The sequence below is a fragment of the Enterobacter sp. N18-03635 genome (assembly GCF_004006055.1).
In the GTDB taxonomy this organism is placed as follows: Bacteria; Pseudomonadota; Gammaproteobacteria; order Enterobacterales; family Enterobacteriaceae; genus Enterobacter; species Enterobacter vonholyi.
This window is the reverse complement of the sequence record NZ_CP034769.1, coordinates 3,420,520-3,446,283: the sequence shown is the minus strand read 5'-3', so window position 1 is coordinate 3,446,283 and position 25,764 is coordinate 3,420,520. Positions and strand designations below refer to the sequence as shown.

The 25,764-nt window shown below is 57.1% G+C and carries 24 protein-coding genes; 19 read left to right on the top strand and 5 right to left on the bottom strand.

All coding sequences use genetic code 11. From position 1 onward, the window contains the following. Positions 1 to 48 precede the first annotated feature (48 nt). Complete coding sequence (gene tadA / locus ELK40_RS17040; RefSeq protein ID WP_206529368.1) at positions 49 to 555, top strand: tRNA adenosine(34) deaminase TadA; 507 nt, start codon at positions 49 to 51, stop codon at positions 553 to 555. On the opposite strand, the gene mltF is transcribed toward tadA, so the two are convergent. Next, positions 443 to 1,993 carry a membrane-bound lytic murein transglycosylase MltF gene (mltF, locus tag ELK40_RS17035; protein WP_127731976.1) on the bottom strand — a complete coding sequence of 517 codons (1,551 nt, stop codon included), beginning with the start codon at positions 1,991 to 1,993 and terminating at the stop codon, positions 443 to 445. The two genes, tadA and mltF, sit on opposite strands and share 113 nt — an antisense overlap. A gap of 267 nt (positions 1,994 to 2,260) precedes the next feature. On the opposite strand from mltF, the gene purL reads away from it, so the two are divergent. The 5 genes from purL (at position 2,261) to glnB (ending at position 10,592) form a co-directional block, all read left to right on the top strand. Next, on the top strand, positions 2,261 to 6,148 hold the full coding sequence (purL, locus tag ELK40_RS17025; RefSeq protein WP_115876016.1) for a phosphoribosylformylglycinamidine synthase: 3,888 nt from the start codon (positions 2,261 to 2,263) through the stop codon (positions 6,146 to 6,148). A gap of 534 nt (positions 6,149 to 6,682) precedes the next feature. Beyond that, positions 6,683 to 8,110 (top strand): two component system sensor histidine kinase QseE/GlrK, encoded by a 1,428-nt coding sequence (gene qseE / locus ELK40_RS17020; protein WP_127731974.1) that lies wholly within the window; start codon positions 6,683 to 6,685, stop codon positions 8,108 to 8,110. Between the two features lies 1 nt (position 8,111). Further along, the gene (gene qseG, locus ELK40_RS17015) at positions 8,112 to 8,849 is read left to right on the top strand and encodes a two-component system QseEF-associated lipoprotein QseG (protein ID WP_127731972.1); all 738 of its coding nucleotides are present in this window, start codon (positions 8,112 to 8,114) and stop codon (positions 8,847 to 8,849) included. Further along, positions 8,836 to 10,173 carry a two-component system response regulator GlrR gene (gene glrR, locus ELK40_RS17010; protein WP_021241871.1) on the top strand — a complete coding sequence of 446 codons (1,338 nt, stop codon included), beginning with the start codon at positions 8,836 to 8,838 and terminating at the stop codon, positions 10,171 to 10,173. Before qseG ends, glrR begins: the two co-directional genes overlap by 14 nt. Positions 10,174 to 10,253: 80 nt before the next feature. Beyond that, positions 10,254 to 10,592, top strand: a complete 339-nt coding sequence (gene glnB / locus ELK40_RS17005; protein WP_003860685.1) for a nitrogen regulatory protein P-II — start codon at positions 10,254 to 10,256, stop codon at positions 10,590 to 10,592. Positions 10,593 to 10,665: 73 nt separating this feature from the next. On the opposite strand, the gene hmpA is transcribed toward glnB, so the two are convergent. Further along, positions 10,666 to 11,856, bottom strand: coding sequence for an NO-inducible flavohemoprotein (gene hmpA / locus ELK40_RS17000; protein WP_127731970.1), 1,191 nt, complete (start codon positions 11,854 to 11,856; stop codon positions 10,666 to 10,668). A 304-nt stretch (positions 11,857 to 12,160) separates the two neighbouring features. On the opposite strand from hmpA, the gene glyA reads away from it, so the two are divergent. Next, positions 12,161 to 13,414 (top strand): serine hydroxymethyltransferase, encoded by a 1,254-nt coding sequence (gene glyA, locus ELK40_RS16995; protein ID WP_008502165.1) that lies wholly within the window; start codon positions 12,161 to 12,163, stop codon positions 13,412 to 13,414. 54 nt (positions 13,415 to 13,468) lie between these two features. On the opposite strand, the gene ELK40_RS16990 is transcribed toward glyA, so the two are convergent. Continuing rightward, positions 13,469 to 13,891 (bottom strand): DoxX family protein, encoded by a 423-nt coding sequence (locus ELK40_RS16990; protein WP_023615984.1) that lies wholly within the window; start codon positions 13,889 to 13,891, stop codon positions 13,469 to 13,471. Between the two features lie 173 nt (positions 13,892 to 14,064). Here ELK40_RS16990 and ELK40_RS16985 point away from each other — a divergent pair, with 173 nt between their 5' ends. Further along, complete coding sequence (locus ELK40_RS16985; protein WP_127731968.1) at positions 14,065 to 15,204, top strand: 3-phenylpropionate MFS transporter; 1,140 nt, start codon at positions 14,065 to 14,067, stop codon at positions 15,202 to 15,204. On the opposite strand, the gene csiE is transcribed toward ELK40_RS16985, so the two are convergent. After that, entirely contained in the window at positions 15,205 to 16,482 is a 1,278-nt protein-coding gene (gene csiE / locus ELK40_RS16980; RefSeq protein ID WP_127731966.1) for a stationary phase inducible protein CsiE, read from the bottom strand. A 125-nt stretch (positions 16,483 to 16,607) separates the two neighbouring features. Here csiE and ELK40_RS16975 point away from each other — a divergent pair, with 125 nt between their 5' ends. Both ELK40_RS16975 and ELK40_RS16970 read left to right on the top strand, forming a co-directional pair. Then, complete coding sequence (locus ELK40_RS16975; RefSeq protein ID WP_127731964.1) at positions 16,608 to 17,246, top strand: DUF1007 family protein; 639 nt, start codon at positions 16,608 to 16,610, stop codon at positions 17,244 to 17,246. Next, on the top strand, positions 17,237 to 18,217 hold the full coding sequence (locus tag ELK40_RS16970) for a nickel/cobalt transporter (protein ID WP_115876010.1): 981 nt from the start codon (positions 17,237 to 17,239) through the stop codon (positions 18,215 to 18,217). The genes ELK40_RS16975 and ELK40_RS16970 overlap by 10 nt, the downstream gene beginning before the upstream one ends. Positions 18,218 to 18,257: 40 nt before the next feature. Here ELK40_RS16970 and suhB read toward each other — a convergent pair whose 3' ends face one another. Then, positions 18,258 to 19,061 (bottom strand): inositol-1-monophosphatase, encoded by an 804-nt coding sequence (gene suhB / locus ELK40_RS16965; RefSeq protein ID WP_003860668.1) that lies wholly within the window; start codon positions 19,059 to 19,061, stop codon positions 18,258 to 18,260. Between the two features lie 131 nt (positions 19,062 to 19,192). Here suhB and trmJ point away from each other — a divergent pair, with 131 nt between their 5' ends. From trmJ to iscX, 9 genes are all read left to right on the top strand, one after another. Continuing rightward, complete coding sequence (trmJ, locus tag ELK40_RS16960) at positions 19,193 to 19,918, top strand: tRNA (cytosine(32)/uridine(32)-2'-O)-methyltransferase TrmJ (protein ID WP_111965142.1); 726 nt, start codon at positions 19,193 to 19,195, stop codon at positions 19,916 to 19,918. A gap of 216 nt (positions 19,919 to 20,134) precedes the next feature. Then, positions 20,135 to 20,626: a Fe-S cluster assembly transcriptional regulator IscR gene (gene iscR, locus ELK40_RS16955; protein ID WP_045399615.1), complete on the top strand. Its 492-nt coding sequence runs from the start codon at positions 20,135 to 20,137 to the stop codon at positions 20,624 to 20,626. Between the two features lie 119 nt (positions 20,627 to 20,745). Further along, positions 20,746 to 21,960: a cysteine desulfurase gene (gene iscS / locus ELK40_RS16950; protein WP_008502157.1), complete on the top strand. Its 1,215-nt coding sequence runs from the start codon at positions 20,746 to 20,748 to the stop codon at positions 21,958 to 21,960. Between the two features lie 24 nt (positions 21,961 to 21,984). Next, positions 21,985 to 22,371, top strand: coding sequence for a Fe-S cluster assembly scaffold IscU (gene iscU, locus ELK40_RS16945; protein ID WP_003860661.1), 387 nt, complete (start codon positions 21,985 to 21,987; stop codon positions 22,369 to 22,371). A gap of 13 nt (positions 22,372 to 22,384) precedes the next feature. Continuing rightward, complete coding sequence (gene iscA / locus ELK40_RS16940; RefSeq protein WP_003860659.1) at positions 22,385 to 22,708, top strand: iron-sulfur cluster assembly protein IscA; 324 nt, start codon at positions 22,385 to 22,387, stop codon at positions 22,706 to 22,708. A gap of 80 nt (positions 22,709 to 22,788) precedes the next feature. Continuing rightward, on the top strand, positions 22,789 to 23,304 hold the full coding sequence (hscB, locus tag ELK40_RS16935; protein WP_115876009.1) for a co-chaperone HscB: 516 nt from the start codon (positions 22,789 to 22,791) through the stop codon (positions 23,302 to 23,304). A 14-nt stretch (positions 23,305 to 23,318) separates the two neighbouring features. After that, entirely contained in the window at positions 23,319 to 25,169 is a 1,851-nt protein-coding gene (gene hscA / locus ELK40_RS16930) for a Fe-S protein assembly chaperone HscA (protein ID WP_127731962.1), read from the top strand. Position 25,170: 1 nt separating this feature from the next. Continuing rightward, a complete protein-coding gene (gene fdx / locus ELK40_RS16925; RefSeq protein WP_003860652.1) occupies positions 25,171 to 25,506 on the top strand; it encodes an ISC system 2Fe-2S type ferredoxin in 336 nt (111 codons plus the stop codon). A gap of 1 nt (position 25,507) precedes the next feature. After that, positions 25,508 to 25,708 (top strand): Fe-S cluster assembly protein IscX, encoded by a 201-nt coding sequence (gene iscX, locus ELK40_RS16920; RefSeq protein WP_003860650.1) that lies wholly within the window; start codon positions 25,508 to 25,510, stop codon positions 25,706 to 25,708. Positions 25,709 to 25,764 lie beyond the last annotated feature (56 nt).

Genomic DNA, 25,764 nt, shown 5'->3' with positions numbered 1-25,764 from the left:
ATAAGGGGTGTGTATAATGCCGCCGCTTTTCGACTGGAGTATCAACCGTTGTCCAACCCTGAATACAATCATGAATACTGGATGCGCCACGCGCTAACGCTCGCTCAGCGTGCCTGGGACGAGGGCGAAGTGCCCGTAGGCGCCGTGCTGGTCCACAATAACCAGGTGATTGGTGAAGGGTGGAACCGTCCCATTGGCCGCCACGATCCTACCGCGCACGCCGAAATCATGGCGCTTCGTCAGGGCGGTCTGGTGCTGCAAAACTATCGCCTGCTTGATACCACGCTGTATGTGACGCTGGAGCCGTGCGTGATGTGTTCCGGGGCGATGGTGCACAGCCGGATCGGGACTCTGGTTTTCGGGGCGCGGGATGAAAAAACCGGCGCGGCCGGCTCACTGATGGACGTGCTGGGTCACCCGGGGATGAACCACCTGGTGAAGACTATCGGCGGGGTGCTTGCACCAGAGTGTTCGGGACTATTAAGCGATTTCTTTCGAATGCGCCGTCAGCAGAAAAAGCAGCAAAAGGCAGAATTGAAGCCGTCGGGCGATTAAGTTCGTCCGGCGCCACGACAGGGTAGCTTTGAGCCAGCCGTTTGGCCTCCGTCGTCTCTTTCTCTTTCTCCAGCAGATACCCGACCAGGCTAATCTGATATTTACGGATATTTTCCACGTAGGCGTAGGCTTCATGCCCGCGCGCGTAGCCGTATGTCAGTTTGTTATACCATGGCTTCTGGCTCAGCAGCGGCAGGCGCTGCTTTACGTCTGACCAGCTGTCCGGGTTGCCTTTCGTTTTGGCCGTCAATGCTCGCGCATCCAGCATATGCGCATAGCCCATATTGTAGGCCGCCAGCGCGAACCAGATCCGCTCCTCTTCCGGCACCGTTTCCGGTACTTTGGCCATCATATCCTGCAGATAACGCGCGCCGCCGCTGATGCTTTGTTCGGCATCGGTACGGTCACTCACGCCCAGGCTCAGCGCGGTATTTTTGGTTAACATCATCAAACCACGCACGCCAGTCGGGGACGTGGCTTGGGTATCCCAGTGGGATTCCTGATACGAAATAGCCGCCAGCAGTTTCCAGTCAATTTCCTGGGCGTATTTTTCGAACAGCGGCTGCAGGTCCGGCAGGACGCTGTCTACCGCGCGCAGGAAGCTGCGGGTGTCAACGTAGTCAAAGTCATCGCCGTGCCCGAGGTACTTCTCCTCCAGACGCGCCAGGGTACCGTCTTCATTGATGGTGTTGAAAAAATCAAGCATCGCGGCAGAGAAGGTCTGATCGTCATCAAGCTGGCTAAACCAGGTCACGGGCTGCTCGTCGGTAACGTCCAGCGCCACGGCGATTTCAGGGTGCACGCGCTGGAACAGGCTGATTGCGACCGAATCGGCAATGGTGTAGGGCACTTTCTGGTCTTTTACCTGCTCAAGCAGCTCCGTCGTGCCGAGTTTCGGATCCACCGTCCAGCTCAGGTCGGGATATTTTTTCTCCTTGAGCTCACGCAGGTCGTCAATCACCACGTGGCCGGGCGCAATCGTCAGCTGCCGATCGTTAATCGAAGCCAGCGAGCGCGGGCGCAGGCTACCGACGCGGTAAACTAGCTGCTGCGAAACGGAATAGTAGGTCGGGCCCGGCTGGTAGTTCTTGCTGCGCTCGCTGTTATACACCAGCCCGGCGGCAAGCATGTCGGCATCGTCGTTATCGAGGTCGTCAAAAAGCTGATTTATATTCTGGCGGACGGTGATTTTAAGCTTCACGCCAAGATAATCGGCGAACTGTTGTGCCAGCTCATAATCCAGACCAATGATTTTGCCGTTGATGTCGCTGTAAATGAGCGGGGAGTTGAGGGTACTGACGCGCAATTCCCCCCGCTCCTGAATGGCGGCGATACGGTTTTCGGCTTTGCCGAACCAGGGGATAGAAGGCCAGAGGGCCACTGCCAACAGCAACGTTACAATGCCGATGAGCAGATAATTAATCTTTAATTTTTTCAATTAGTTAATTCTCTGCGACGCCGGTTGCCTCAGTTTGCTGTAGCCATGTTAATAATAAGGTTTGCCATTGAATGAGCGGCATTTTGCGTAAACTTGCGCCACTTGGCAACCAATTAGAGAGACAGGTCACATCTATTGTTAAACCTCTGGGCAAATTTTATTTCGACGCAAACGGTTTCGTCGGCGCTCAGGATTCTCTATAATGACGCCCGTTTTCCCCCCTTGCGCACACTGTAAGCGCCCCGGCGCTTCGAAGACGAGAGACTTATGATGGAAATTCTGCGTGGTTCGCCTGCACTGTCTGCCTTCCGTATCACTAAACTGCTGGCACGTTTTCAGGCGGCCGACCTTCCGGTAAGCAATATTTACGCTGAGTATGTCCATTTTGCTGACCTGAATGCCCCCCTGAATGCAGAGGAGCGCGTACAGCTGGAACGCCTGCTCAAGTATGGCCCAAGCCTCAGCAGCCATACGCCAACCGGCAAACTGATCCTTGCGACGCCGCGTCCGGGCACCATCTCCCCCTGGTCTTCCAAAGCCACCGACATCGCCCACAACTGTGGCCTGAGCCAGATTAACCGTCTGGAGCGCGGCGTGGCGTACTACGTGGAAGCCTCAACCCTGAGCGACGCGCAGTGGCAGGCGGTTGCGGCTGAGCTGCACGACCGCATGATGGAGAGCGTATTTGCCTCTCTCGATGACGCACAGAAGCTTTTCTCCCACCATCAGCCTGCGCCAGTACAGAGCGTGGACCTGCTGGGGCAGGGCCGTCAGGCACTGATCGACGCCAACCTGCGTCTCGGCCTGGCGCTGGCAGAAGACGAAATCGACTACCTGCAGGATGCGTTCGTTAAGCTCAACCGTAACCCGAACGACATCGAACTTTACATGTTCGCGCAGGCTAACTCTGAGCACTGCCGCCATAAGATTTTCAACGCCGACTGGATTATTGACGGCGAACAGCAGCCGAAGTCGCTGTTCAAAATGATCAAAAACACCATGGAGCAAACCCCTGACCACGTGCTGTCTGCCTATAAAGACAATGCCGCGGTGATGGAAGGCTCCGAGGTGGGCCGCTTCTTCGCCGATCGCGAAGCAGGGCGCTATGACTTCCATCAGGAGCCCGCGCATATCCTGATGAAGGTTGAAACCCACAACCACCCGACGGCGATCTCCCCGTGGCCGGGTGCGGCTACCGGCTCCGGCGGTGAAATCCGTGACGAAGGGGCGACTGGTCGTGGTGCAAAACCAAAAGCGGGTCTGGTCGGTTTCTCCGTCTCCAACCTGCGTATCCCGGGCTTTGAACAGCCGTGGGAAGAAGATTTCGGCAAGCCAGAGCGCATTGTAACCGCCCTGGATATCATGACCGAAGGTCCGCTGGGCGGCGCGGCGTTTAACAACGAGTTTGGCCGTCCGGCGCTGAACGGTTACTTCCGTACCTATGAAGAGAAAGTGGACAGCCACAACGGCGAAGAGCTGCGCGGCTACCACAAACCGATCATGCTGGCAGGCGGGATCGGCAACATCCGTGCCGATCACGTGCAGAAAGGCGAGATCGTCGTCGGCGCGAAGCTGATCGTACTCGGCGGCCCGGCGATGAACATCGGTCTGGGCGGCGGTGCGGCCTCTTCGATGGCCTCCGGCCAGTCTGATGCGGATCTCGACTTCGCGTCCGTGCAGCGTGACAACCCTGAGATGGAGCGCCGCTGCCAGGAAGTGATCGACCGCTGCTGGCAGCTGGGTGATGCCAACCCAATCCTCTTCATCCACGACGTGGGCGCGGGCGGCTTGTCCAACGCCATGCCGGAGCTGGTGAGCGACGGCGGCCGCGGCGGTCGCTTCAACCTGCGCGACATCCTGAGCGATGAACCGGGCATGAGCCCGCTGGAAATTTGGTGTAACGAATCCCAGGAGCGCTACGTGCTGGCCGTTGCGGCGGACCAGCTGCCGCTGTTTGACGAGCTGTGCCGCCGCGAGCGCGCGCCGTATGCCGTCATCGGTGAAGCGACCGAAGAGCAGCATCTCTCCTTGAGCGATACACATTTCGACAACCAGCCGATCGATCTGCCGCTCGACGTCCTGCTCGGTAAAACGCCGAAGATGACCCGCGACGTGCAGACCCGCAAGGCTGCGGGAAAAGCGCTGGATCGCCAGGGCATCACCGTGGCAGAAGCGGTTAACCGCGTGCTGCACCTGCCTGCTGTGGCAGAGAAAACCTTCCTGGTGACCATCGGCGACCGTACCGTGACCGGTATGGTATCCCGCGACCAGATGGTCGGCCCTTGGCAGATCCCGGTGGCGAACTGCGCCGTGACCACCGCGAGCCTCGACAGCTACTACGGCGAAGCGATGGCGCTGGGCGAACGCACCCCGGTGGCGCTGCTGGACTTCGCCGCATCTGCCCGTCTGGCGGTCGGTGAAGCGCTGACCAACATCGCCGCGACGCAGATTGGCGACATTAAACGTATCAAGCTCTCCGCAAACTGGATGGCCGCAGCCGGCCACCCTGGCGAAGATGCTGGCCTGTATGAAGCCGTGAAGGCGGTGGGTGAGGAGCTGTGTCCAGCCCTCGGCCTGACCATTCCGGTGGGTAAAGACTCCATGTCGATGAAAACCCGCTGGCAGGAGGGTAACGAGCAGCGCGAGATGACCTCTCCACTGTCGCTGGTGATCACCGCGTTTGCCCGCGTGGAAGACGTGCGTCACACCGTTACGCCGCAGCTTGCGACCGAAGACAACGCCCTGCTGCTGATTGACCTGGGTAAAGGCCACAACGCGCTGGGCGCCACCGCGCTGGCGCAGGTTTACCGTCAGCTTGGCGATAAGCCAGCCGACGTGCGCGACGTGGCGCAGCTGAAAGGCTTCTACGACGCGATTCAGGCGCTGGTGGCGCAGCGTAAGCTGCTGGCCTACCATGACCGTTCCGACGGCGGCCTGCTGGTGACCCTGGCAGAGATGGCCTTCACCGGCCACTGTGGCGTGGAAGCCAACATCGCTACGCTTGGCGAAGACCGTCTGGCTGCGCTGTTCAACGAAGAGCTGGGCGCTGTGATTCAGGTGCGTGCGGCGGATCGCGATGCGGTTGAAGCGATTCTGGCGAAGCACGGACTGGCAGACTGCGTGCACTATCTGGGTAAAGCCGTTCAGGGCGACCGCTTCGTCATTGAAGCAGACGGCCATGCCGTGTTCAGCGAAAGCCGCACCACGCTGCGCATGTGGTGGGCGGAAACCACCTGGCAGATGCAGCGCCTGCGTGATAACCCGGAATGTGCCGATCAGGAGCACAACGCGAAGGCCAATGACCAGGATCCTGGCCTGAACGTGAAGCTCTCCTTCGATATTAACGAAGACATCGCTGCGCCGTACATTGCGACCGGCGCGCGTCCAAAAGTGGCGGTGCTGCGCGAGCAGGGCGTTAACTCCCACGTTGAGATGGCTGCGGCCTTCCACCGCGCGGGCTTTGACGCTATCGACGTCCACATGAGCGATCTGCTGGCCGGACGTACCGGTCTGGAAGATTTCCAGGCGCTGGTGGCGTGCGGCGGCTTCTCCTACGGCGACGTGCTGGGCGCAGGCGAAGGCTGGGCGAAGTCCATCCTGTTTAACAGCCGCGTGCGCGACGAGTTCGAAACCTTCTTCCACCGTCCGCAGACCCTGGCGCTGGGCGTGTGTAACGGCTGCCAGATGATGTCTAACCTGCGCGAACTGATCCCGGGCAGTGAAGCCTGGCCGCGCTTTGTTCGTAACCAGTCTGACCGCTTCGAAGCGCGCTTCAGCCTGGTGGAAGTGACCCAGAGCCCGTCTCTGCTGCTGCAGGGAATGGTCGGTTCACAGATGCCAATCGCGGTGTCCCATGGCGAAGGTCAGGTAGAAGTGCGTGATGCTGCGCATCTGGCTCAGCTGGAGAGCAAAGGCCTGGTGGCACTGCGCTTTGTCGATAACTTCGGCAAAGTCACGGAAACCTACCCGGCTAACCCGAACGGCTCCGCTAACGGTATTACGGCGGTAACCAGCGAAAGCGGTCGCGCGACCATCATGATGCCGCATCCGGAACGCGTGTTCCGCACCGTGAGCAACTCCTGGCACCCGGAAAACTGGGGCGAGGACAGCCCATGGATGCGTATCTTCCGCAATGCGCGTAAGCAATTGGGTTAAGTTTTAGTCCCACATCCTTCCAGGCCCGGTAAGCGAAAGCTCAACCGGGCTTTTTTATTTGTGTCGCATAATTGCGACAGACCGGCAACTTAAGTGTCTCCAAAAAGAGACATTTAAGTTATTGATATATATATGGCAGGAAAGGTTTCCGTTAAGGTGTTGCTTAATAGCGACACTTAGCCTGAAAATCATTCAACCGATAATTAACAAACTTAACGAGTAAAAGCGTTATATTTCAATATGTTAATATTTTGTTTTGCATTCTGGCACGGGTGTTGCATAATATTAACCAGTGGCTCATTCACCTTCTTATGTCAGCCCCTTCGGGAAGCGCTACATAAACTTCGAATGACGCACAAAAAGGTGCCTGCCGTCCAACTACTGATCATAGCGATGCTTTATCAGGCCAGGGCGAAACGTCGAGTTAGGCACCGCCTCATTCCATGACAAAGCCGGGTTTTTACCCGGCTTTGTTGTATCTGAAGGGCAGACTCAGTTACGCTCTGCGTAAACCCCCATTAAGAGAGTAATGCGTTGAAACGCTGGCCCGTTTTCCCCCGCTCCCTGCGGCAGCTCGTCATGATGGCCTTCCTGCTGATTCTGCTGCCGCTGCTGATCCTTGCCTGGCAGGCGTGGCAAAGTCTGAACGCGCTGAGCGCGCAGGCGGCATTGACCAATCGCACGACGCTCATCGACGCCAGACGCAGTGAAGCGATGACCAACGCCGCCCTGGAGATGGAGCGTAGCTATCGTCAGTATTGCGTGCTTGACGATCGAACGCTGGAAAAGGTTTATCAGAGTCAGCGCAAACGCTACAGCGAAATGCTGGACGCTCATGCGGGGGTTTTGCCTGACGACAGGCTGTATCAGGCGTTACGTCAGGATCTGAACGATCTCGCGCAGCTGCAATGCAGCAACAGCGGCCCGGATTCCGCTGCCGCCGCACGCCTCGAAGCTTTTGCCAGTGCCAACACCGAGATGGTGCAGTCAACGCGTACGGTGATCTTCTCCCGCGGTCAGCAGCTTCAGCAGGAGATTGCCGAGCGCGGCCAGTTCTTCGGCTGGCAGGCGCTGGTGCTGTTCCTGGTGAGCCTCGGGCTGGTTCTGCTCTTTACCCGCATGATCATCGGCCCGGTGAAGGGTATCCAGCGGATGATCAACCGCCTGGGGGAGGGGAAATCGCTCGGGGATACGGTCGCCTTTAAAGGTCCTCGCGAGCTGCGATCCGTAGGCCAGCGCATTATCTGGCTGTCCGAGCGCCTGGCGTGGCTTGAATCACAGCGTCATCAGTTCCTGCGCCATATCTCCCATGAGCTTAAAACGCCGCTGGCCAGCATGCGCGAAGGAACGGAACTGCTGGCGGATGAAGTGGCAGGGCCGCTTACGCCCGAACAGAAAGAAATTGTCGAGATCCTGGATAACAGCAGCCGGAATCTACAGAAGCTGATTGAGCAACTGCTGGATTACAACCGCAAGCTGGCAGATGGGGCGGTCGTACTGGAAAACGTCGAGATTGAACCGCTGGTGGATATGGTGATATCCGCCCATAGCTTGCCAGCAAGAGCTAAAATGATGCATACCGGTGTAGAGCTGAATGCGCCGACCTGTCTGGCTGAACCCATGCTGCTAATGAGCGTGCTGGATAATCTTTATTCCAATGCGGTGCACTATGGTACTGAATCCGGTAACATTTATATCCGAAGCTATACGAAGGGTTCCCGGGTGTTTATCGACGTCGCTAACACCGGCACCCCGATCCCCGATGACGAAAAAGCCATGATCTTCGAGCCCTTTTTCCAGGGGAGTCATCAGCGGAAAGGTGCGGTGAAAGGAAGCGGTCTGGGCTTGAGCATTGCCCGGGACTGCATACGACGCATGCAGGGTGAGCTAAACATTGCCACGGACGAACGTTCGGATGTTTGCTTCCGTATTGAACTGCCCCTGAGCCGGAAAAATCAATAAAATGAATCTATGTCTGGTGAGTATGTCACACGTTTTTTCCCGCGCCGTACGCGCGGTGTTTTCCCGCCGCACGCTTCGCCTGAGCCTGCCCTGTTTATTTCTGGCAGGGTGTGTTTCCCATGTGCCGCAAAGTGCCATTAGCGATAAACAAGAAGATAAATGGCCCGATAACCAGCTGGCCGATTTCCTCTCGACCCGCTGCGAAGACATCTGGAACCTGTCAGGGCATGACGTCGAAAGCAACCCGCTTTTCTGGCTGCGTGGAATAGATTGCGCCCAGCGTCTGGCGCCGGTAGACGCCCGCTCGAAGGCGGCGATGCTGGACGACGACACCTGGCAGGACGCTTTCAAGCGCGGCATTTTGCTGGCTGATGCCAAAATCACCCCCATCGAACGCCGCGTCAATGTAACCCGACTGGACACGTTTGTGGTCAATCTACCCGTACAGGTACGCCCGGTATACCAGCTCTGGCGCGATGGCCAGACGCTACAGCTTCAGCTTTCTGAAGAGCGCTCCCGCTACAGCAAGCTGCAACAGTCAACCGACAGCGAGCTTGATACGCTGCGTCAGCAGCAGCAACATTTACGTACCCAGCTGGATACCACGACGCGTAAGCTGGAGAACCTGACCGATATCGAAAGACAGCTCTCGTCGCGTAAATATCAGCCGGGGAGTTCATCCGCTGCGCCGGACAGCGATACGCCGAAACAAGAGGACGTGAAGCATGACGAGCCGTAAACCAGCCCATCTCTTACTGGTGGATGACGATCCCGGGCTATTAAAGCTGCTGGGGATGCGTCTGGTGAGTGAGGGCTACAGCGTCGTGACCGCGGAAAGCGGGCTGGAGGGGCTGAAAATTCTCAGCCGCGAGAAAATCGATCTGGTGATAAGCGACCTGCGGATGGATGAAATGGACGGCCTGCAGCTGTTCGCGGAGATCCAGAAGCAGCAGCCGGGTATGCCCGTGATTATCCTGACCGCGCACGGGTCTATCCCGGATGCGGTTGCCGCGACGCAGCAGGGGGTATTCAGCTTTCTGACCAAGCCGGTGGACAAAGACGCGCTGTATAAGGCTATCGACAGCGCGCTGGAACATGCTGCTCCGGCGGGGGATGAGGCGTGGCGGGAGTCTATCGTCACCCGCAGCCCCGTGATGCTGCGCCTGCTAGAGCAGGCGAGGATGGTGGCGCAGTCTGACGTCAGCGTGCTCATCAACGGCCAGAGCGGAACCGGGAAAGAGATCCTGGCGCAGGCGATTCATAACGCCAGCCCGCGCAGCAAGAACGCTTTTATTGCGATTAACTGTGGCGCGCTCCCGGAGCAGCTGCTTGAATCGGAACTGTTTGGTCACGCCCGCGGCGCATTCACCGGGGCGGTAAGCAGCCGGGAAGGGCTATTCCAGGCCGCGGAAGGCGGCACGCTGTTCCTGGACGAGATTGGTGACATGCCCGCGCCGCTGCAGGTCAAGCTGCTGCGCGTGCTGCAGGAACGCAAAGTGCGCCCGCTGGGCAGCAACCGCGATATCGATATTAACGTGCGAATTATTTCGGCAACCCACCGCGATCTGCCAAAAGTGATGGCTCGCAACGAGTTTCGCGAAGATCTCTACTACCGTCTGAACGTGGTTAACCTGAAGATCCCTGCGCTTGCGGAACGTGCGGAAGACATTCCGCTGCTGGCGAACCATCTTTTGCGCCAGGCGGCCGACCGCCATAAACCGTTCGTGCGCGCATTTTCCACCGATGCGATGAAGCGGCTGATGGCCGCAAGCTGGCCGGGTAACGTGCGTCAGCTGGTGAACGTGATTGAGCAGTGCGTGGCGCTGACCTCGTCACCGGTGATCAGCGACGCGCTGGTGGAGCAGGCGCTGGAAGGGGAAAACACGGCCTTACCGACGTTTGCAGAAGCGCGGAATCAGTTCGAACTGAACTATCTGCGCAAGCTATTGCAGATCACTAAAGGCAACGTGACCCACGCGGCGCGCATGGCCGGACGCAACCGCACCGAATTCTACAAGTTGCTGTCACGTCATGAGCTTGAAGCGAACGATTTTAAAGAGTAGTACCGCAAAATTCGCTTGAATATGATACTGTGAGCAATCGATTACGAGGCAGCTTACAGGCAAGAGTTTAAGGACCCACCATGAAAAAGATTGATGCGATTATTAAACCTTTCAAACTGGATGATGTGCGTGAAGCGCTGGCGGAAGTCGGCATCACCGGGATGACCGTGACGGAAGTGAAAGGTTTTGGTCGTCAGAAGGGCCACACCGAGCTTTACCGTGGCGCAGAGTACATGGTCGACTTTCTGCCGAAAGTAAAAATTGAAATCGTGGTCAGCGACGATATCGTCGATACCTGTGTGGACACCATTATCCGCACGGCGCAGACCGGCAAGATTGGCGATGGTAAAATCTTCGTCTTCGACGTGGCGCGCGTGATCCGTATCCGTACCGGCGAAGAAGACGACGCGGCGATTTAAATATTTTCCAGGCCGGGTAAGGCGCAGCCGCCATCCGACGAAAAAAAGCCCCTCAAACGAGGGGCTTTTTGCATTACAGCACCTTATGCGGCCCGAAGCATTCGTAATGAATGTTGTCCTTGTTCACGCCCAGCTCAACCAGCTGCTTCGCGGCATACTGCATAAACGCCACCGGCCCGCAGACGTAGAACTGCATCTCCGGTGCGCTGAATAGGCCTTCGTGCTGGCTAAGATTCATCAGACCTTCGCTGTCAAAGCGGGCAGCTGCGCGGTCAGCTTCCGTCGGCAGGCGATACCAGGTGTGCGCGGTGAAGCGCGGCAGGGAGGCCCCGAGCGTTTTCACCTCATCCGCAAAAGCGTGCACGTCGCCGTTTTCGGCTGCATGGAACCAGTTAACCTGCGCCCCGTGCTGTGATCTTGCCAGCGTATCGAGCATCGCCAGCATCGGCGTTTGGCCGACGCCCGCAGAGATCAGCGTGACCGGCGTATTGGTGTCAACGGCCATAAAGAAATCGCCCGCCGGCGCGGCCAGATGCACCACGTCGCCCACGTTAGCTTCGTTGTGCAGCCAGCTGGAAACCTGACCGCCGTCCTCACGCTTCACCGCAATGCGGTAGCCTTTGCCGTTTGGCTTGCGGGTAAGGGAATACTGGCGGATCTCCTGATGCGGGAATCCTTCAGGCTTCAGCCACACGCCCAGATACTGCCCTGGCTGGTAATCGGCCACCGGCTGTCCGTCCACCGGTTCAAATTCGAAGCTGGTGATTAAAGCGCTGCGCGGCGTTTTCTCAACGATGCGGAACGCGCGCGTGCCTTTCCAGCCGCCGTTCTTGCTGGCGTTTTCGCTGTAGATCTGCGCTTCACGGTTGATAAACACGTTTGCCAGCACCCCGTAGGCTTTACCCCACGCGTCCAGCACCTCCTGGCCCGGGCTGAACATCTCGTCCAGGGTTGCCAGCAGGTGTCCGCCCACGATGTTGTACTGTTCAGGTTGGATCTGGAAGCTAGTATGTTTCTGCGCGATTTTTTCCACCGCAGGCAGCAATGCTGGCAGGTTTTCAATATTGCTGGCGTAGGCCGCGATGGCGTTGAACAGCGCTTCACGCTGATCGCCGTTACGCTGGTTGCTCATGTTGAAAATTTCTTTGAGCTCCGGGTTGTGCGTGAACATGCGATCGTAGAAATGGGCGGTGAGTTTAGGGCCAGTTTCCACCAGCAGGGGAATGGTGGCCTTTACGGTAGCGATGGTTTGAGCGTCGAGCATAGCTGCTTCCTTCCGATGTGACTTTAATAATGTATTTTAAATGCATCTTATAAAAAATACCCCTGCGTTGTAAATGGTTCTTTGCAAGATGAAAAATATGCATCACAAACCTGAAAAGAAATCCGCTGGAAAGGGCGAGAGCTTTATTCCTCAAACCCTTGCGTGGCGGGTAGGAAAACGTTTGCGTAAAATCGTTTGTCAAGACCTGTTATCACAGAACTAATCAGTTATACTGTTGCCCGTCGTCCAACAGGACTGCCTTTTCAGGCCAAAATTTACTTGTTAGCTGAGTCAGGAGATGCGGATGTTAAAGCGTGAAATGAACATTGCCGATTATGATGCCGAACTGTGGCAGGCTATGGAGCAGGAAAAAGTACGTCAGGAAGAGCACATCGAACTGATCGCCTCCGAAAACTACACCAGCCCGCGCGTTATGCAGGCGCAGGGGTCTCAGCTGACCAACAAATACGCTGAAGGTTACCCGGGCAAACGCTATTACGGCGGTTGCGAGTACGTTGATATCGTTGAGCAGCTGGCTATCGACCGTGCGAAAGAACTTTTTGGCGCTGACTACGCGAACGTGCAGCCGCACTCTGGCTCTCAGGCTAACTTTGCGGTCTACACCGCGCTGCTGCAGCCGGGCGATACCGTTCTGGGTATGAACCTGGCGCAGGGTGGCCACCTGACTCACGGCTCCCCGGTTAACTTCTCCGGCAAACTGTACAACATCATCCCTTACGGTATTGATGAGTCCGGCAAAATTGACTACGAAGACATGGCGAAGCAGGCTAAAGAGCACAAGCCGAAGATGATCATCGGTGGCTTCTCTGCTTACTCCGGTATCGTTGACTGGGCAAAAATGCGTGAAATCGCAGACAGCATCGGTGCTTACCTGTTCGTTGACATGGCGCACGTTGCGGGTCTGATTGCCGCAGGCGTTTACCCGAACCCGGTTCCACACGCTCACGTTGTGACCACCACCACCCACAAAACCCTGGCGGGTCCACGCGGTGGCCTGATCCTGGCGAAAGGCGGTGACGAAGAGCTGTACAAAAAACTGAACTCCGCGGTGTTCCCAAGCGCGCAGGGTGGCCCGCTGATGCACGTTATCGCGGCAAAAGCGGTAGCGCTGAAAGAAGCGATGGAGCCAGAGTTCAAGGTTTACCAGCAGCAGGTTGCTAAGAACGCCAAAGCGATGGTGGAAGTGTTCCTGAACCGCGGCTACAAAGTGGTATCCGGCGGGACTGAAAACCACCTGTTCCTGCTGGATCTGGTTGATAAGAACCTGACCGGTAAAGAAGCTGACGCTGCCCTGGGCCGTGCCAACATCACCGTGAACAAAAACAGCGTGCCAAACGATCCGAAGAGCCCGTTCGTGACCTCCGGTATTCGTATCGGTTCTCCGGCCGTGACTCGCCGCGGCTTCAAAGAAGCGGAAGTGAAAGAGCTGGCTGGCTGGATGTGCGACGTTCTGGACAACATCAATGACGAAGCGGTTATCGAGCGCGTCAAAGGTAAAGTTCTGGATATCTGCGCACGCTTCCCGGTCTACGCATAATTCCTCTGCCCTGCAGAAATAAAAAAGGCCGCGCTTGCGGCCTTTTTTTATGGTTTAACGCCGGTCCAGGGAAATAGCCCCCGGCCCAACAATGGCCAGCAAAATAAAGGCGCCAGCAATACTGACGTTCTTATAGAAGTTAATCATATTCGGCACGACCGCATCACCGGTCATATCCCAGTAATGGTGACCGATAATCGCCGTGCCCAGGGTATAGAACACAAACAGTACCGCGAGAGGACGTGTGAAAAAGCCCAGTACGATCAGAATGGCGGCAGGCACTTCCATCACTACCGCAATAATGGCCGCCAGCATGGGCATCGGCGTTCCCAGCGAGGTCATGTATTGTACGGTGCCGCTAAACCCCGTCAGTTTTGGATAACCAAAGATAATAAACAGCACGACAAGTGCGATGCGGCCAATGAGCAGCAGCAGGTGACGTGACTGGCCGAAATCGAGATAACGTAGTGAGTTCATGGCAGAAAAACCTCTGCAAGTGGAGTAATTTAAACGTAATACATATTTTCATTCCCTGCCATAAGCCAGACGATTGCACAAGATGTTAAATTTTCGTTAATTTATAGCAGGCTATCTACTTGCTTAATTTTTATATTCTCGCCAGACTATGGCCTCGATTTCGGGAGGGATTCATGGTCTTGCATTCCACGCGCTGGCTGGCGCTCAGTTATTTCACCTATTTCTTTAGCTACGGCATTTTTCTGCCTTTCTGGAGCGTCTGGCTTAAGGGTATCGGCCTGACGCCCGAGACCATCGGCGTCCTGCTCGGGGCCGGGCTGGTGGCGCGTTTCCTGGGCAGCCTGCTGATTGCCCCGCGCGTCAGCGATCCCTCCTTACTGATCAAGGCCGTGCGCATTCTTGCTCTGCTGACCCTGGTCTTTGTGGCCTGCTTCTGGGTCAGCCACCAGTTTGCCTGGCTGATGGTGGTGATGGTTGGCTTTAACCTTTTCTTCTCACCCCTGGTACCGCTGACGGATGCCCTTGCGAACACCTGGCAAAAGCAGATCACCATGGACTACGGTCGCGTGCGCCTGTGGGGCTCTATCGCCTTTGTGATTGGCTCTGCGCTGGTGGGGAAACTGGTCAGCCTTTACGATTACCGCGCCATTCTTGCCCTGCTGAGTATCGGTATTGCCTCGATGCTGCTGGGCATGCTGCTGCGACCGTCGGTGATGCCGCAAGGGGAAAGTCGCAATCAGGAGAGCGCGGGCTGGCCCGCGTGGCGGAGCCTGGTTGCACAGAGCTGGCGTTTTCTGGCGTGTGTCTGTCTGCTTCAGGGGGCACATGCGGCGTACTATGGCTTCAGCGCCATCTACTGGCAGGGAGCGGGATATTCTGCTTCTGCAGTGGGCTATCTTTGGTCGCTGGGCGTGGTGGCCGAAGTCATTATTTTCGCCCTGAGCAAGAAGCTGTTTCGACGCTTTGGCGCACGTGACCTGCTGCTGCTTTCCGCCGTGTGCGGCGTGGCGCGCTGGGGGATTATGGGCTGGACGACCGATCTGCCGTGGCTGATTGTGGCGCAAATCCTTCACTGCGGCACCTTTACCGTGTGCCATCTGGCGGCCATGCGCTATATCGCAGCGCGCGAGGGCGGAGACGTTATTCGTCTGCAGGCCGTCTATTCGGCGGTAGCCATGGGGGGCAGTATCGCGATCATGACGGTCTTTGCGGGGTTCCTTTACCAGCACCTGGGGCATGGCGTGTTCTGGGTAATGGCGCTGGTGGCGCTACCGGCAATGTTTGTTCGACCGAAAGTGGCCGCACGCGCGTAACTACGATTCCAGCATGGCGCGAATATGTTCTTGCTGCTGCGCGTTCAATGTCTCAACGGCATGAATCAACGGCGGCGAGAACAGCGGCAGGGCCGTAGGGTAGGGGGTGATAACCAGCGCGGCTTCGCGCGGTGCCCCCTCTTTCTGGAAAGCCTGTAGCGTCAGATAGCGAATGTTGAGCGGCAACAGCGTCAGCTCGCGAAGCTGCTGTTCAATCAGGTCCTCACTGGCTTTATCGTCTCCCGTCAGCAGGATCACCTGTTTTTCGTGCAGATCGGTCTCCTGCATCAGCCAGGCACCGAAAATCACCGCCACGAGGCTCATCTCTTCATCGGAAAAACGCAGCCCAAACTCCGCTTCCAACTCAAACAGCGCTTCCTTCGTGGTGCGTAACAGCCGGGGATAGAGACGGTGGATCTCCTCCGGCAGGCTATTATCGATGCCGATCTCAAACAGCGAGCGGTCCAGCGCCTGAGCAAGGTGGATATACAGCTGATCGGTGAGCCCTTGCTCATCGCTGAAGTTCATGCCGGTCTGCGAGCGAAAGCGGGCGACCATGCGGACGATGGCCCGGCGCAAACGCTGATCCTGCTGGTGTTTATCGAGCACCGGGTCGGGCGTGCGGAGCATCATAAACAGCAGCGCCAGAAACAGCTGTTCATCCCCGTGTGCACCCTGCGGGACGCGCCGTCTCCAGTGGCGCACGATCTCCTGCGCCGTAAAATACTCCCCTCTCGACTGGGTCCAGCTGCGCTGAACGTGGGAAAACTGCGGCGTATTCCCGAGCTGGTGCTGAATAAGGCAGTATTGCAGATAGAGCTGTAAAAACTGGACGTCGCGGCATTCAAACTGACGCTGAAGCTTGCGAGAGCAGAAGCCGATCAGCGCCCGCAGGTTCGCATCGTCGTAAAGCGGACGCGCGATGCCGTGTTGTTTAAGCGCGGTTTTTAATGCGGGGGTAAACTGGTGCGAGACAAACTGCGGGCAAAGCCGCAGCGCCCGGCGCAGCCAGTGCAGCAGGCATAAACGCTGATTCAGGGCTGTACCTTCAATCCGGTAGCTGCCGTCGTGGTGCGTGACGATATCCAGCCGGTGATAGCGCTGGATTTCATCGCGCGTCTCGGCTATATCTTGCCGTGCCATCGCGTCGTCCACGCCGTTGGCAGCAATTATGCTCTGTGCGGTGACGGCAGCATCGGGCAGGTAAAGCATCAAAAGCACCTGGCAGCGGCGCTGCGAACTGGAAAGCACAGATGGAATTTCAAGCGTCGTCATCATCTGTCGGGTATCCAGTGTGAATGTTTGATAAGAATAGCTAAAGGATGAACGCTGAAAAGCGCGCCGGCAGGCCTTTCATTCAGGATTGCTGGGGAACATCACAGAATTTTTGACGTGAGGAATTGATGCAAACAGTTAAACAAAGTGCGATGGCGTTATTTTTGGCGGTTATCAGCTTCACCGCCAGCGCACACCCTCACAGTTTTATTGACCTCCAGACCGAGCTGGTCACCGACGGCACGCAGCTCAGCGGCCTGAAAATGCGCTGGACGATGGATGAAATCACCTCGGCCGATCTGCTCTATGATGCGGGAAACGCGAAGCCCGGTGACGAAATATGGAAAAAGCTGGCGGCAGAAGTGATGGCCAACGTGCTCGGCCAGCACTACTTCACCGAGTTCTGGCATAACGGGCAAAAGGTCAAATTTCTGAACCGACCCACGGAATACGGGATGACGCGCGACGGGCACCGGGCGGTGCTGACGTTCGTGCTCCCGCTGGCGCACCCTCAGCCGCTGGCGGGGCAAACGTACCGCTTTTCCACTTTTGACCCTACCTACTATGTCGACATGCGCTATGACAAAGACAGCGACGTGCGGCTGCCGGACGCGCTGCAAAAAAGCTGCAAAATCGGCGTTCATACCCCGAAGCCCAGCGAAGAGACGCTGAACTTTGCGGTCTCTCTCGACAAGGAAGATGCCCCGCCTGAGGACATGGAATTGGGTAAACAGTTCGCGCAGGAGGTGACGTTACAATGTCAGTGATCTCTTCTCCGGTTCGAAAACAGCGCCGCTGGCTGCACCTCTGGCCGCTGGCGATCTTTTTGCTGTTCGCCGTTTGCGGCGCGATGTGGCTGTGGCAGGCCTGGCCGCAGGTCATGATGAAAAGCATTATCTGGCAGCGTGAGGTCAACCAGCAGATGAGCGGTCTGCTGAAGGCGGTGGCGGAGAATCCGACAAAGGCGGGCGGTTCCCTGCTGGCGTTCAGCTTTATCTATGGCGTGCTGCACGCGCTGGGGCCGGGGCACGGCAAAATTGTCATTACGACCTGGCTCGCCACCCATCCGTCAAAGCTGAAATCAAGTATCGGCCTGACGCTGGCCTCCTCGCTGCTTCAGGGCGGCGTGGCGATTGCGCTGGTCGTGGTCGTCCTTTCGCTGTTACAGCTTCCCGCGCGCCAGCTGCACATGAGCAGCTTCTGGCTTGAGAAGGGCAGCTACGCGCTGGTGGGCGTGCTGGGGCTGATCCTGTGCTGGCGGGCGCTGAAAAAGCTGCGCGCGCTGCTGCGAAAGCCAACGTTCAAATCCTTTACGCCGCACCACGTTCATGATGAACACTGCGGCTGCGGGCATCAGCATTTGCCCACGCAGGAACAGTTGCAGAACGGCGACGACTGGCGCGCGCGGTTGATGATTGTTCTCTCGATGGGTATGCGCCCGTGCTCGGGTGCCATCATGGTGCTGCTTTTCAGTAAGGTGATTGGCGTGTTCGGCTGGGGCATGCTGTCCGCGCTGGCGATGGCGGCAGGAACCTCTCTCACTATTTCGTCGTTAGCGCTGCTGGTACACAGCTTCCGTCAGCTGGCGGTCAAACTCAGCGGCAATAAAACGCCGGTACTGTGGCGGCAGGTAGGATGGACCACGCTTGCGCTGGCGGGCGGGGTCATTTTGCTGGTGGCTGCGGTAACAATGTGGATGAGTGCGGTGCCGCTGGGAAGGGGATTACGGCCGTTTTAGTTGGGATCCCCTCTCCCACAGGGAGAGGGAATTACCGGGATTAACGCTTCAGCGCATCGCTCAGTTCATCACGCATGTTTGCCAGCATGGCTTTAACAACGCGTGGGTTACCCGCAACGATGTTGCCGGTAGACATATAGTTATGGCCGCCGGTGAAGTCACACACGATGGCGCCTGCTTCACGTGCGATCAGCTCGCCCGCTGCAAAATCCCATGGCTTCAGTGAGAGTTCGAAGTAACCGTCAACGCGGCCGGTTGCCACGTAGGCCAGATCCAGCGCAGCAGAACCGGTGCGACGGAAGTCCGCGCATTCGGTGAACAGTTTGCCCAGGATATTCATGTAGGTGGTCGCGTGCTGTTTCGCCTTGAACGGGAAACCGGTCGCCAGGATGGTGCCGTCCAGATCGCGTGCGTTGCTGCAGCGCAGACGGTAGCCGTTCAGCTGTGCGCCCTGACCGCGGGTCGCGGTGAACAGTTCGTTACGCATTGGATCATACACAACGGCGACTTCAGTACGGCCTTTAATGCGTACTGCGATAGACACAGAGAAGTGTGGCAGGCGTTTAACGAAGTTGGTGGTGCCATCCAGTGGATCGATAACCCATTGAACATCCTGATCGGTACCTTCATGTTCACCGCTTTCTTCGGTGATGATGGTGTGCTGTGGGTAAGATTTGCGGATCGTTTCGATAATAATCGCTTCTGCGGCTTTATCGACGTTAGTCACGAAATCATTGCTGCCTTTCTGGCTGGTTTCTACGGAGTCTGGCGTTTCGTAGTGTTTGGCAATTACATTACCCGCCTTGCGCGCTGCGCGCACGGCGATGGTCAGCATCGGATGCATCGGTCTCTCTCACTGGATGTTAAAGAACAGGAAAATCGGCGCAGAGTATAGCAGCGGGATCGGATTATGTCTCCCGTTTATGATAATATGCCCGAATATTCTTCAGACACTGAATTCAGACATTAAAAATTATGCTGCAAAACATTCGAATTGTGCTGGTTGAAACATCGCATACCGGCAACATGGGCTCCGTTGCCCGCGCTATGAAAACCATGGGCTTAACGAACCTGTGGCTGGTTAACCCGCTGGTGAAGCCTGACTCTCAGGCGATTGCTCTGGCGGCAGGTGCCAGCGACGTAATCGGCAATGCCCAGATCGTCGATACCCTTGACGAAGCGCTGGCCGGCTGCAGCCTCGTTGTCGGTACCAGCGCGCGTTCACGCACGCTGCCGTGGCCAATGCTCGATCCGCGTGAATGCGGCCTGAAAAGTGTCTCGGAAGCAGCACAGGCACCGGTTGCGCTGGTGTTTGGCCGCGAGCGCGTAGGCCTGACTAACGACGAGCTGCAGAAGTGTCATTATCACGTCGCGATTGCGGCAAACCCGGAGTACAGCTCGCTAAACCTGGCGATGGCGGTGCAGGTTATCGCTTACGAAGTACGAATGGCGTGGCTGGCGACGCAGGAGAAAGAGGTCGAGCCAAAAGAAGAGACGGCTTACCCGCTGGTGGATGACCTTGAGCGCTTCTACGGTCATCTGGAGCAGACGCTGCTCTCAACCGGCTTTATTCGCGAAGGCCACCCGGGGCAGGTGATGAACAAGCTGCGCCGTCTGTTTACCCGCGCGCGTCCGGAAAGTCAGGAGCTGAACATCCTGCGCGGGATTCTTGCGTCGATTGAGCAGAAGAATAAAGAGTAGTGTCGATTTCCTCCTCTCCCTGTGGGAGAAGGGCGGGGTGAGGGCATCAGCCCGCACCTGGGTTATGAAGGCACAGAAGGTTAAATACCTGACTAAAACAGTCAAGTAAATAGTTGACCATTTTAGTCAGGAATGTCAGACTTGGCCCTGCTATGCAATACCCCCATTTTACAATAAAAAACCCCGGGCAGGGGCGAGTTTGAGGTTAAGTAAGACATGAGACTGACATCTAAAGGGCGTTATGCCGTGACCGCGATGCTGGACGTTGCGCTCAACTCCGAAGCGGGCCCGGTTCCGTTGGCTGATATTTCTGAACGACAAGGGATCTCCCTCTCTTACCTGGAACAGCTGTTCTCCAGACTGCGTAAAAATGGACTGGTTTCCAGCGTTCGTGGCCCAGGCGGCGGTTATCTGCTGGGTAAAGACGCGGGCAGTATTGCAGTTGGCGAAGTGATCAGCGCAGTTGACGAATCCGTTGACGCGACCCGTTGCCAGGGTAAAGGTGGCTGCCAGGGCGGCGATAAGTGCCTGACCCACGCGCTGTGGCGCGATCTGAGCGACCGTTTGACCGGCTTCCTCAACAACATCACCCTCGGTGAGCTGGTGAATAACCAGGAAGTTCTGGACGTATCGGGCCGTCAGCACGGCCATGATTCCCAACGCAGCACCCGCGCGCAGGACGCTATCGACGTCAAACTGCGCGCGTAATAAAACGATAAGTATTTCAGAATCAGGCCGGGGCGAAGACTCGCCCCGTGTACTCGGTCGTACATCCAGCCGGTTGCCTGATTCCTTGCATTGAAGCGATGTACGGAGTTTATAGAGCAATGAAATTACCGATTTATCTCGACTACTCCGCAACCACGCCGGTGGACCCGCGTGTTGCCGAGAAAATGATGCAGTGTCTGACCCTGGACGGAAACTTTGGTAACCCAGCTTCCCGTTCACACCGTTTTGGCTGGCATGCTGAAGAGGCGGTTGATATCGCCCGTAATCAGATTGCTGACCTGGTCGGTGCCGACCCGCGTGAAATTGTTTTCACCTCCGGCGCGACCGAATCCGACAACCTGGCGATCAAAGGTGCAGCCAACTTTTATCAGAAAAAAGGCAAGCACATCATCACCAGCAAAACCGAACACAAAGCCGTGCTGGACACCTGCCGTCAGCTGGAACGTGAAGGGTATGAAGTCACCTATCTGGCGCCACAGAGCAACGGCATTATCGATCTGAAAGAGCTCGAAGCGGCCATGCGTGATGACACCATTTTGGTCTCCATCATGCACGTTAACAACGAAATCGGCGTCGTTCAGGACATCGCGACCATCGGCGAAATGTGCCGCGCGCGCGGTATCATCTATCATGTGGACGCGACTCAGAGCGTGGGCAAACTGCCTATCGACCTGAGCCAGCTGAAAGTGGACCTGATGTCCTTCTCCGGCCACAAAATCTATGGCCCGAAAGGGATCGGCGCGCTGTACGTTCGTCGTAAACCACGTATCCGCATCGAAGCACAGATGCACGGCGGTGGTCACGAGCGCGGCATGCGTTCCGGTACGCTGCCTGTTCACCAGATCGTGGGCATGGGCGAAGCCTACCGCATTGCAAAAGAAGAGATGGAAACCGAGATGGCACGCCTGCGCACGCTGCGTAACCGTCTGTGGGACGGCGTGAAAGATATGGAAGAAGTGTATCTGAACGGCGATCTCGAGCAGGGTGCTCCGAACATCCTCAACGTCAGCTTCAACTATGTTGAAGGCGAATCGCTGATCATGGCGCTGAAAGACCTGGCGGTTTCTTCCGGTTCTGCCTGTACGTCTGCAAGCCTTGAGCCATCCTACGTGCTGCGTGCGCTGGGTATGACTGACGAGCTGGCACACAGTTCTATCCGTTTCTCTTTAGGTCGTTTCACTACCGAAGAAGAGATTGACTACACCATCAAGCTGGTTCGCAACTCCATTGGCCGTCTGCGCGACCTTTCTCCACTGTGGGAAATGTTCAAGCAGGGCGTGGATCTGAACAGCATTGAATGGTCACATCACTAATCGGTACATAAGGAGAATTCAATCATGGCATACAGCGAAAAAGTCATCGATCATTACGAAAACCCACGCAACGTTGGCTCTTTTGACAACAGCGACGAATCTGTTGGAAGCGGCATGGTCGGTGCGCCAGCGTGTGGCGACGTGATGAAGTTGCAGATTAAAGTCAACAATGAAGGTATCATTGAAGATGCGCGCTTCAAGACCTACGGCTGCGGTTCTGCTATCGCGTCCAGCTCCCTGGTTACCGAATGGGTGAAGGGCAAGTCTCTGGACGAAGCACAGGCAATCAAGAACACGGATATTGCTGAAGAACTCGAACTGCCACCGGTGAAAATTCACTGCTCAATTCTGGCAGAAGACGCGATCAAAGCCGCCATTGCGGATTACAAAAGCAAACGTGAAGCAAAATAATTGAGGTTTGAGTATGTCGATTACCCTTAGCGACAGCGCTGCCGCGCGAGTAAGCTCTTTTCTGGCGAACCGTGGTAAAGGCTTTGGCCTGCGACTGGGCGTACGTACCTCCGGCTGTTCTGGTATGGCTTACGTACTGGAGTTTGTTGACGAACCGGCGTCTGACGACACCGTGTTTGAAGACAAGGGCGTGAAGGTGGTGGTCGATGGCAAAAGCCTGCAATTCCTCAACGGCACTCAGCTGGACTTCGTTAAAGAAGGCCTGAACGAAGGGTTCAAGTTCACGAACCCGAACGTCAAAGACGAGTGTGGTTGCGGCGAAAGCTTCCACGTTTAACCGCGCGTCATCCGAAACCCCACCGTGGCGTTACCCGCTGCGCGTGGGGTTTGTTCTAACAGGCTACCCCTGAGATTGTTATGGATTACTTCACTCTCTTCGGACTACCCGCTCAATACCCGATCGATCTCCAGGCGTTGACGATCCGTTTTCAGGATCTGCAGCGTCAGTACCATCCGGACAAATTCGCGAGCGGTACTCAGGCAGAGCAGCTGGCTGCGGTTTCCCACTCTGCCACCATCAACCAGGCCTGGCAGACGCTGCGCCACCCGCTGGCGCGCGCTGAATATCTGCTCTCGCTCCACGGTTTCGATCTGGCGAGCGAACAGCACACCGTGCGTGACACGGCGTTTCTGATGGAGCAGCTGGAGCTTCGCGAAGAGCTGGATGAGATTGAACAGGCCAAAGACGAAGTGCGTCTGGAAAGCTTTATTACGCGCGTGAAGGGCATGTTCGATACCCGCCATCAGCAGATGGTGGAGCAACTGAACAACGAGACCTGGGACGTGGCGGCAGATACTGTGCGCAAACTCCGTTTTCTCGATAAACTGCGAAGCAGTGCTGAACAACTCGAAGAAAAGCTGCTCGATTTTTAATTTCGGAAGCAATTATGGCCTTATTACAAATTAGTGAGCCTGGCTTAAGTGCCGCACCGCACCAGCGTCGTCTGGCGGTGGGTATCGATCTGGGCACCACCAATTCCCTCGTGGCGACCGTGCGCAGCGGCCAGGCGGAAACGCTGGCTGACGAGCAGGGCCGCCATCTGCTGCCTTCCGTGGTCCACTACCAGCAGCAGGGTCACGCGGTAGGCTATGACGCCCGCGCTAACGCCGCGCGCGATCCGGCCAACACCATCAGCTCCGTCAAGCGCATGATGGGCCGCTCGCTGGCCGATATTCAGACCCGCTACCCGCATCTGCCGTATCAGCTGCAGGCCAGTGAAAACGGCCTGCCGATGATTGCGACCGCGGCCGGTCTGCTGAACCCGATTCGTGTTTCTGCTGACATCCTCAAAGCGCTGGCGGCGCGTGCCACGGCGACGCTCGGCGGCGATCTGGACGGCGTGGTGATCACCGTTCCTGCCTACTTTGACGACGCACAGCGCCAGGGCACCAAAGACGCCGCGCGTCTGGCGGGCCTGCACGTGCTGCGTTTGCTGAACGAACCGACGGCGGCTGCGATTGCCTACGGCCTCGATTCCGGTCAGGAAGGGGTAATCGCGGTTTACGATCTCGGCGGCGGGACGTTTGATATCTCTATCCTGCGCCTGAGCCGCGGGGTGTTTGAAGTACTGGCGACCGGCGGGGATTCCGCGCTGGGCGGCGATGACTTCGACCACCTGCTGGCGGACTACATCCGCGAGCAGGCGGGCATCAGCGATCGCAGCGATGCGCGCGTACAGCGTGAACTGCTGGATGCGGCCATTGACGCCAAAATCGCCCTGAGCGATGCGCAGTCCGTAAGTGTGAACGTTGCGGGCTGGCAGGGAGAGATCACCCGCGACCAGTTCAACGAACTTATTGCGCCTTTAGTTAAACGCACCCTGCTGGCCTGCCGTCGCGCACTGAAAGATGCGGGCGTTGAGGCGAACGAGGTGCTGGAAGTGGTCATGGTGGGCGGTTCGACCCGCGTGCCGCTGGTGCGCGAGCGCGTGGGCGAATTCTTTGGCCGCACGCCGCTGACCTCCATCGACCCGGACAAAGTGGTTGCCGTGGGCGCAGCGATCCAGGCCGATATTCTGGTCGGCAACAAGCCGGACAGCGAAATGCTGCTGCTGGACGTCATCCCGCTGTCGCTGGGCTTAGAAACCATGGGCGGCCTGGTGGAGAAAGTGATCCCGCGTAACACCACCATTCCGGTGGCGCGCGCGCAGGAGTTCACCACCTTCAAAGACGGTCAGACAGCGATGTCCATCCACGTGATGCAGGGTGAGCGCGAGCTGGTGCAGGACTGCCGCTCTCTGGCGCGCTTTGCGCTGCGCGGCATCCCGGCGCTGCCTGCGGGTGGGGCACATATTCGCGTCACCTTCCAGGTGGACGCCGACGGTCTGCTGAGCGTCACGGCGATGGAAAAATCCACCGGCGTGGAATCGTCCATTCAGGTGAAGCCGTCCTACGGCCTGACCGATGGCGAAATCGCCTCCATGATTCAGGACTCAATGAGCTACGCCGAGCAGGATGTGAAGGCGCGTATGCTGGCGGAACAAAAAGTGGAAGCCGCACGCGTGCTGGAAAGCCTGAACGGCGCGCTCGCTGCCGACGCCGCGCTGCTCAGCGCCGCTGAGCGCCAGGTGATTGACGACGCTGCCGCGCGCTTAAGCGCCGTGGCCGAAGGCAATGACGCTGACGCAATAGAAGAAGCCATTAAAAACGTTGATAAACAAACCCAGGACTTCGCTGCTCGCCGCATGGACAAATCTGTCCGCGTCGCGCTGAAAGGCCAGTCCGTGGACGAGGTTTAATATGCCAAAGATTGTTATTTTGCCTCATGCGGACCTCTGTCCGGATGGCGCTGTTCTGGAAGCGAAGACCGGTGAAACCATTCTCGATGTAGCCCTGCGTGCAGGTATCGAAGTGGAACACGCCTGTGAAAAATCCTGTGCCTGCACCACCTGCCACTGCATCGTGCGTGAAGGTTTCGACTCTCTCGCCGAGAGCACCGAAGATGAAGACGACATGCTGGATAAAGCATGGGGTCTGGAGCCAGACAGTCGCTTGAGCTGCCAGGCCGCGGTGACCGATGAAGATCTGGTCGTGGAATTCCCACGCTACACCATCAACCACGCACGCGAGCATTAATATGGGACTGAAGTGGACAGACAGCCGTGAAATCGGCGAAGCGCTCTACGACGCGAACCCGGATCTCGATCCGAAGACCGTACGATTCACCGATATGCATCAGTGGATCTGCGATTTAGAGGATTTCGACGACGATCCAAACGCATCGAATGAAAAAATTCTGGAGGCGATTCTGTTAGTCTGGTTAGATGAAGCAGAATAAATAACAAAACGGGCTGCCTTCAGGCGGCCCGTTTGCTAGTTGCTAATAAGGAAAAA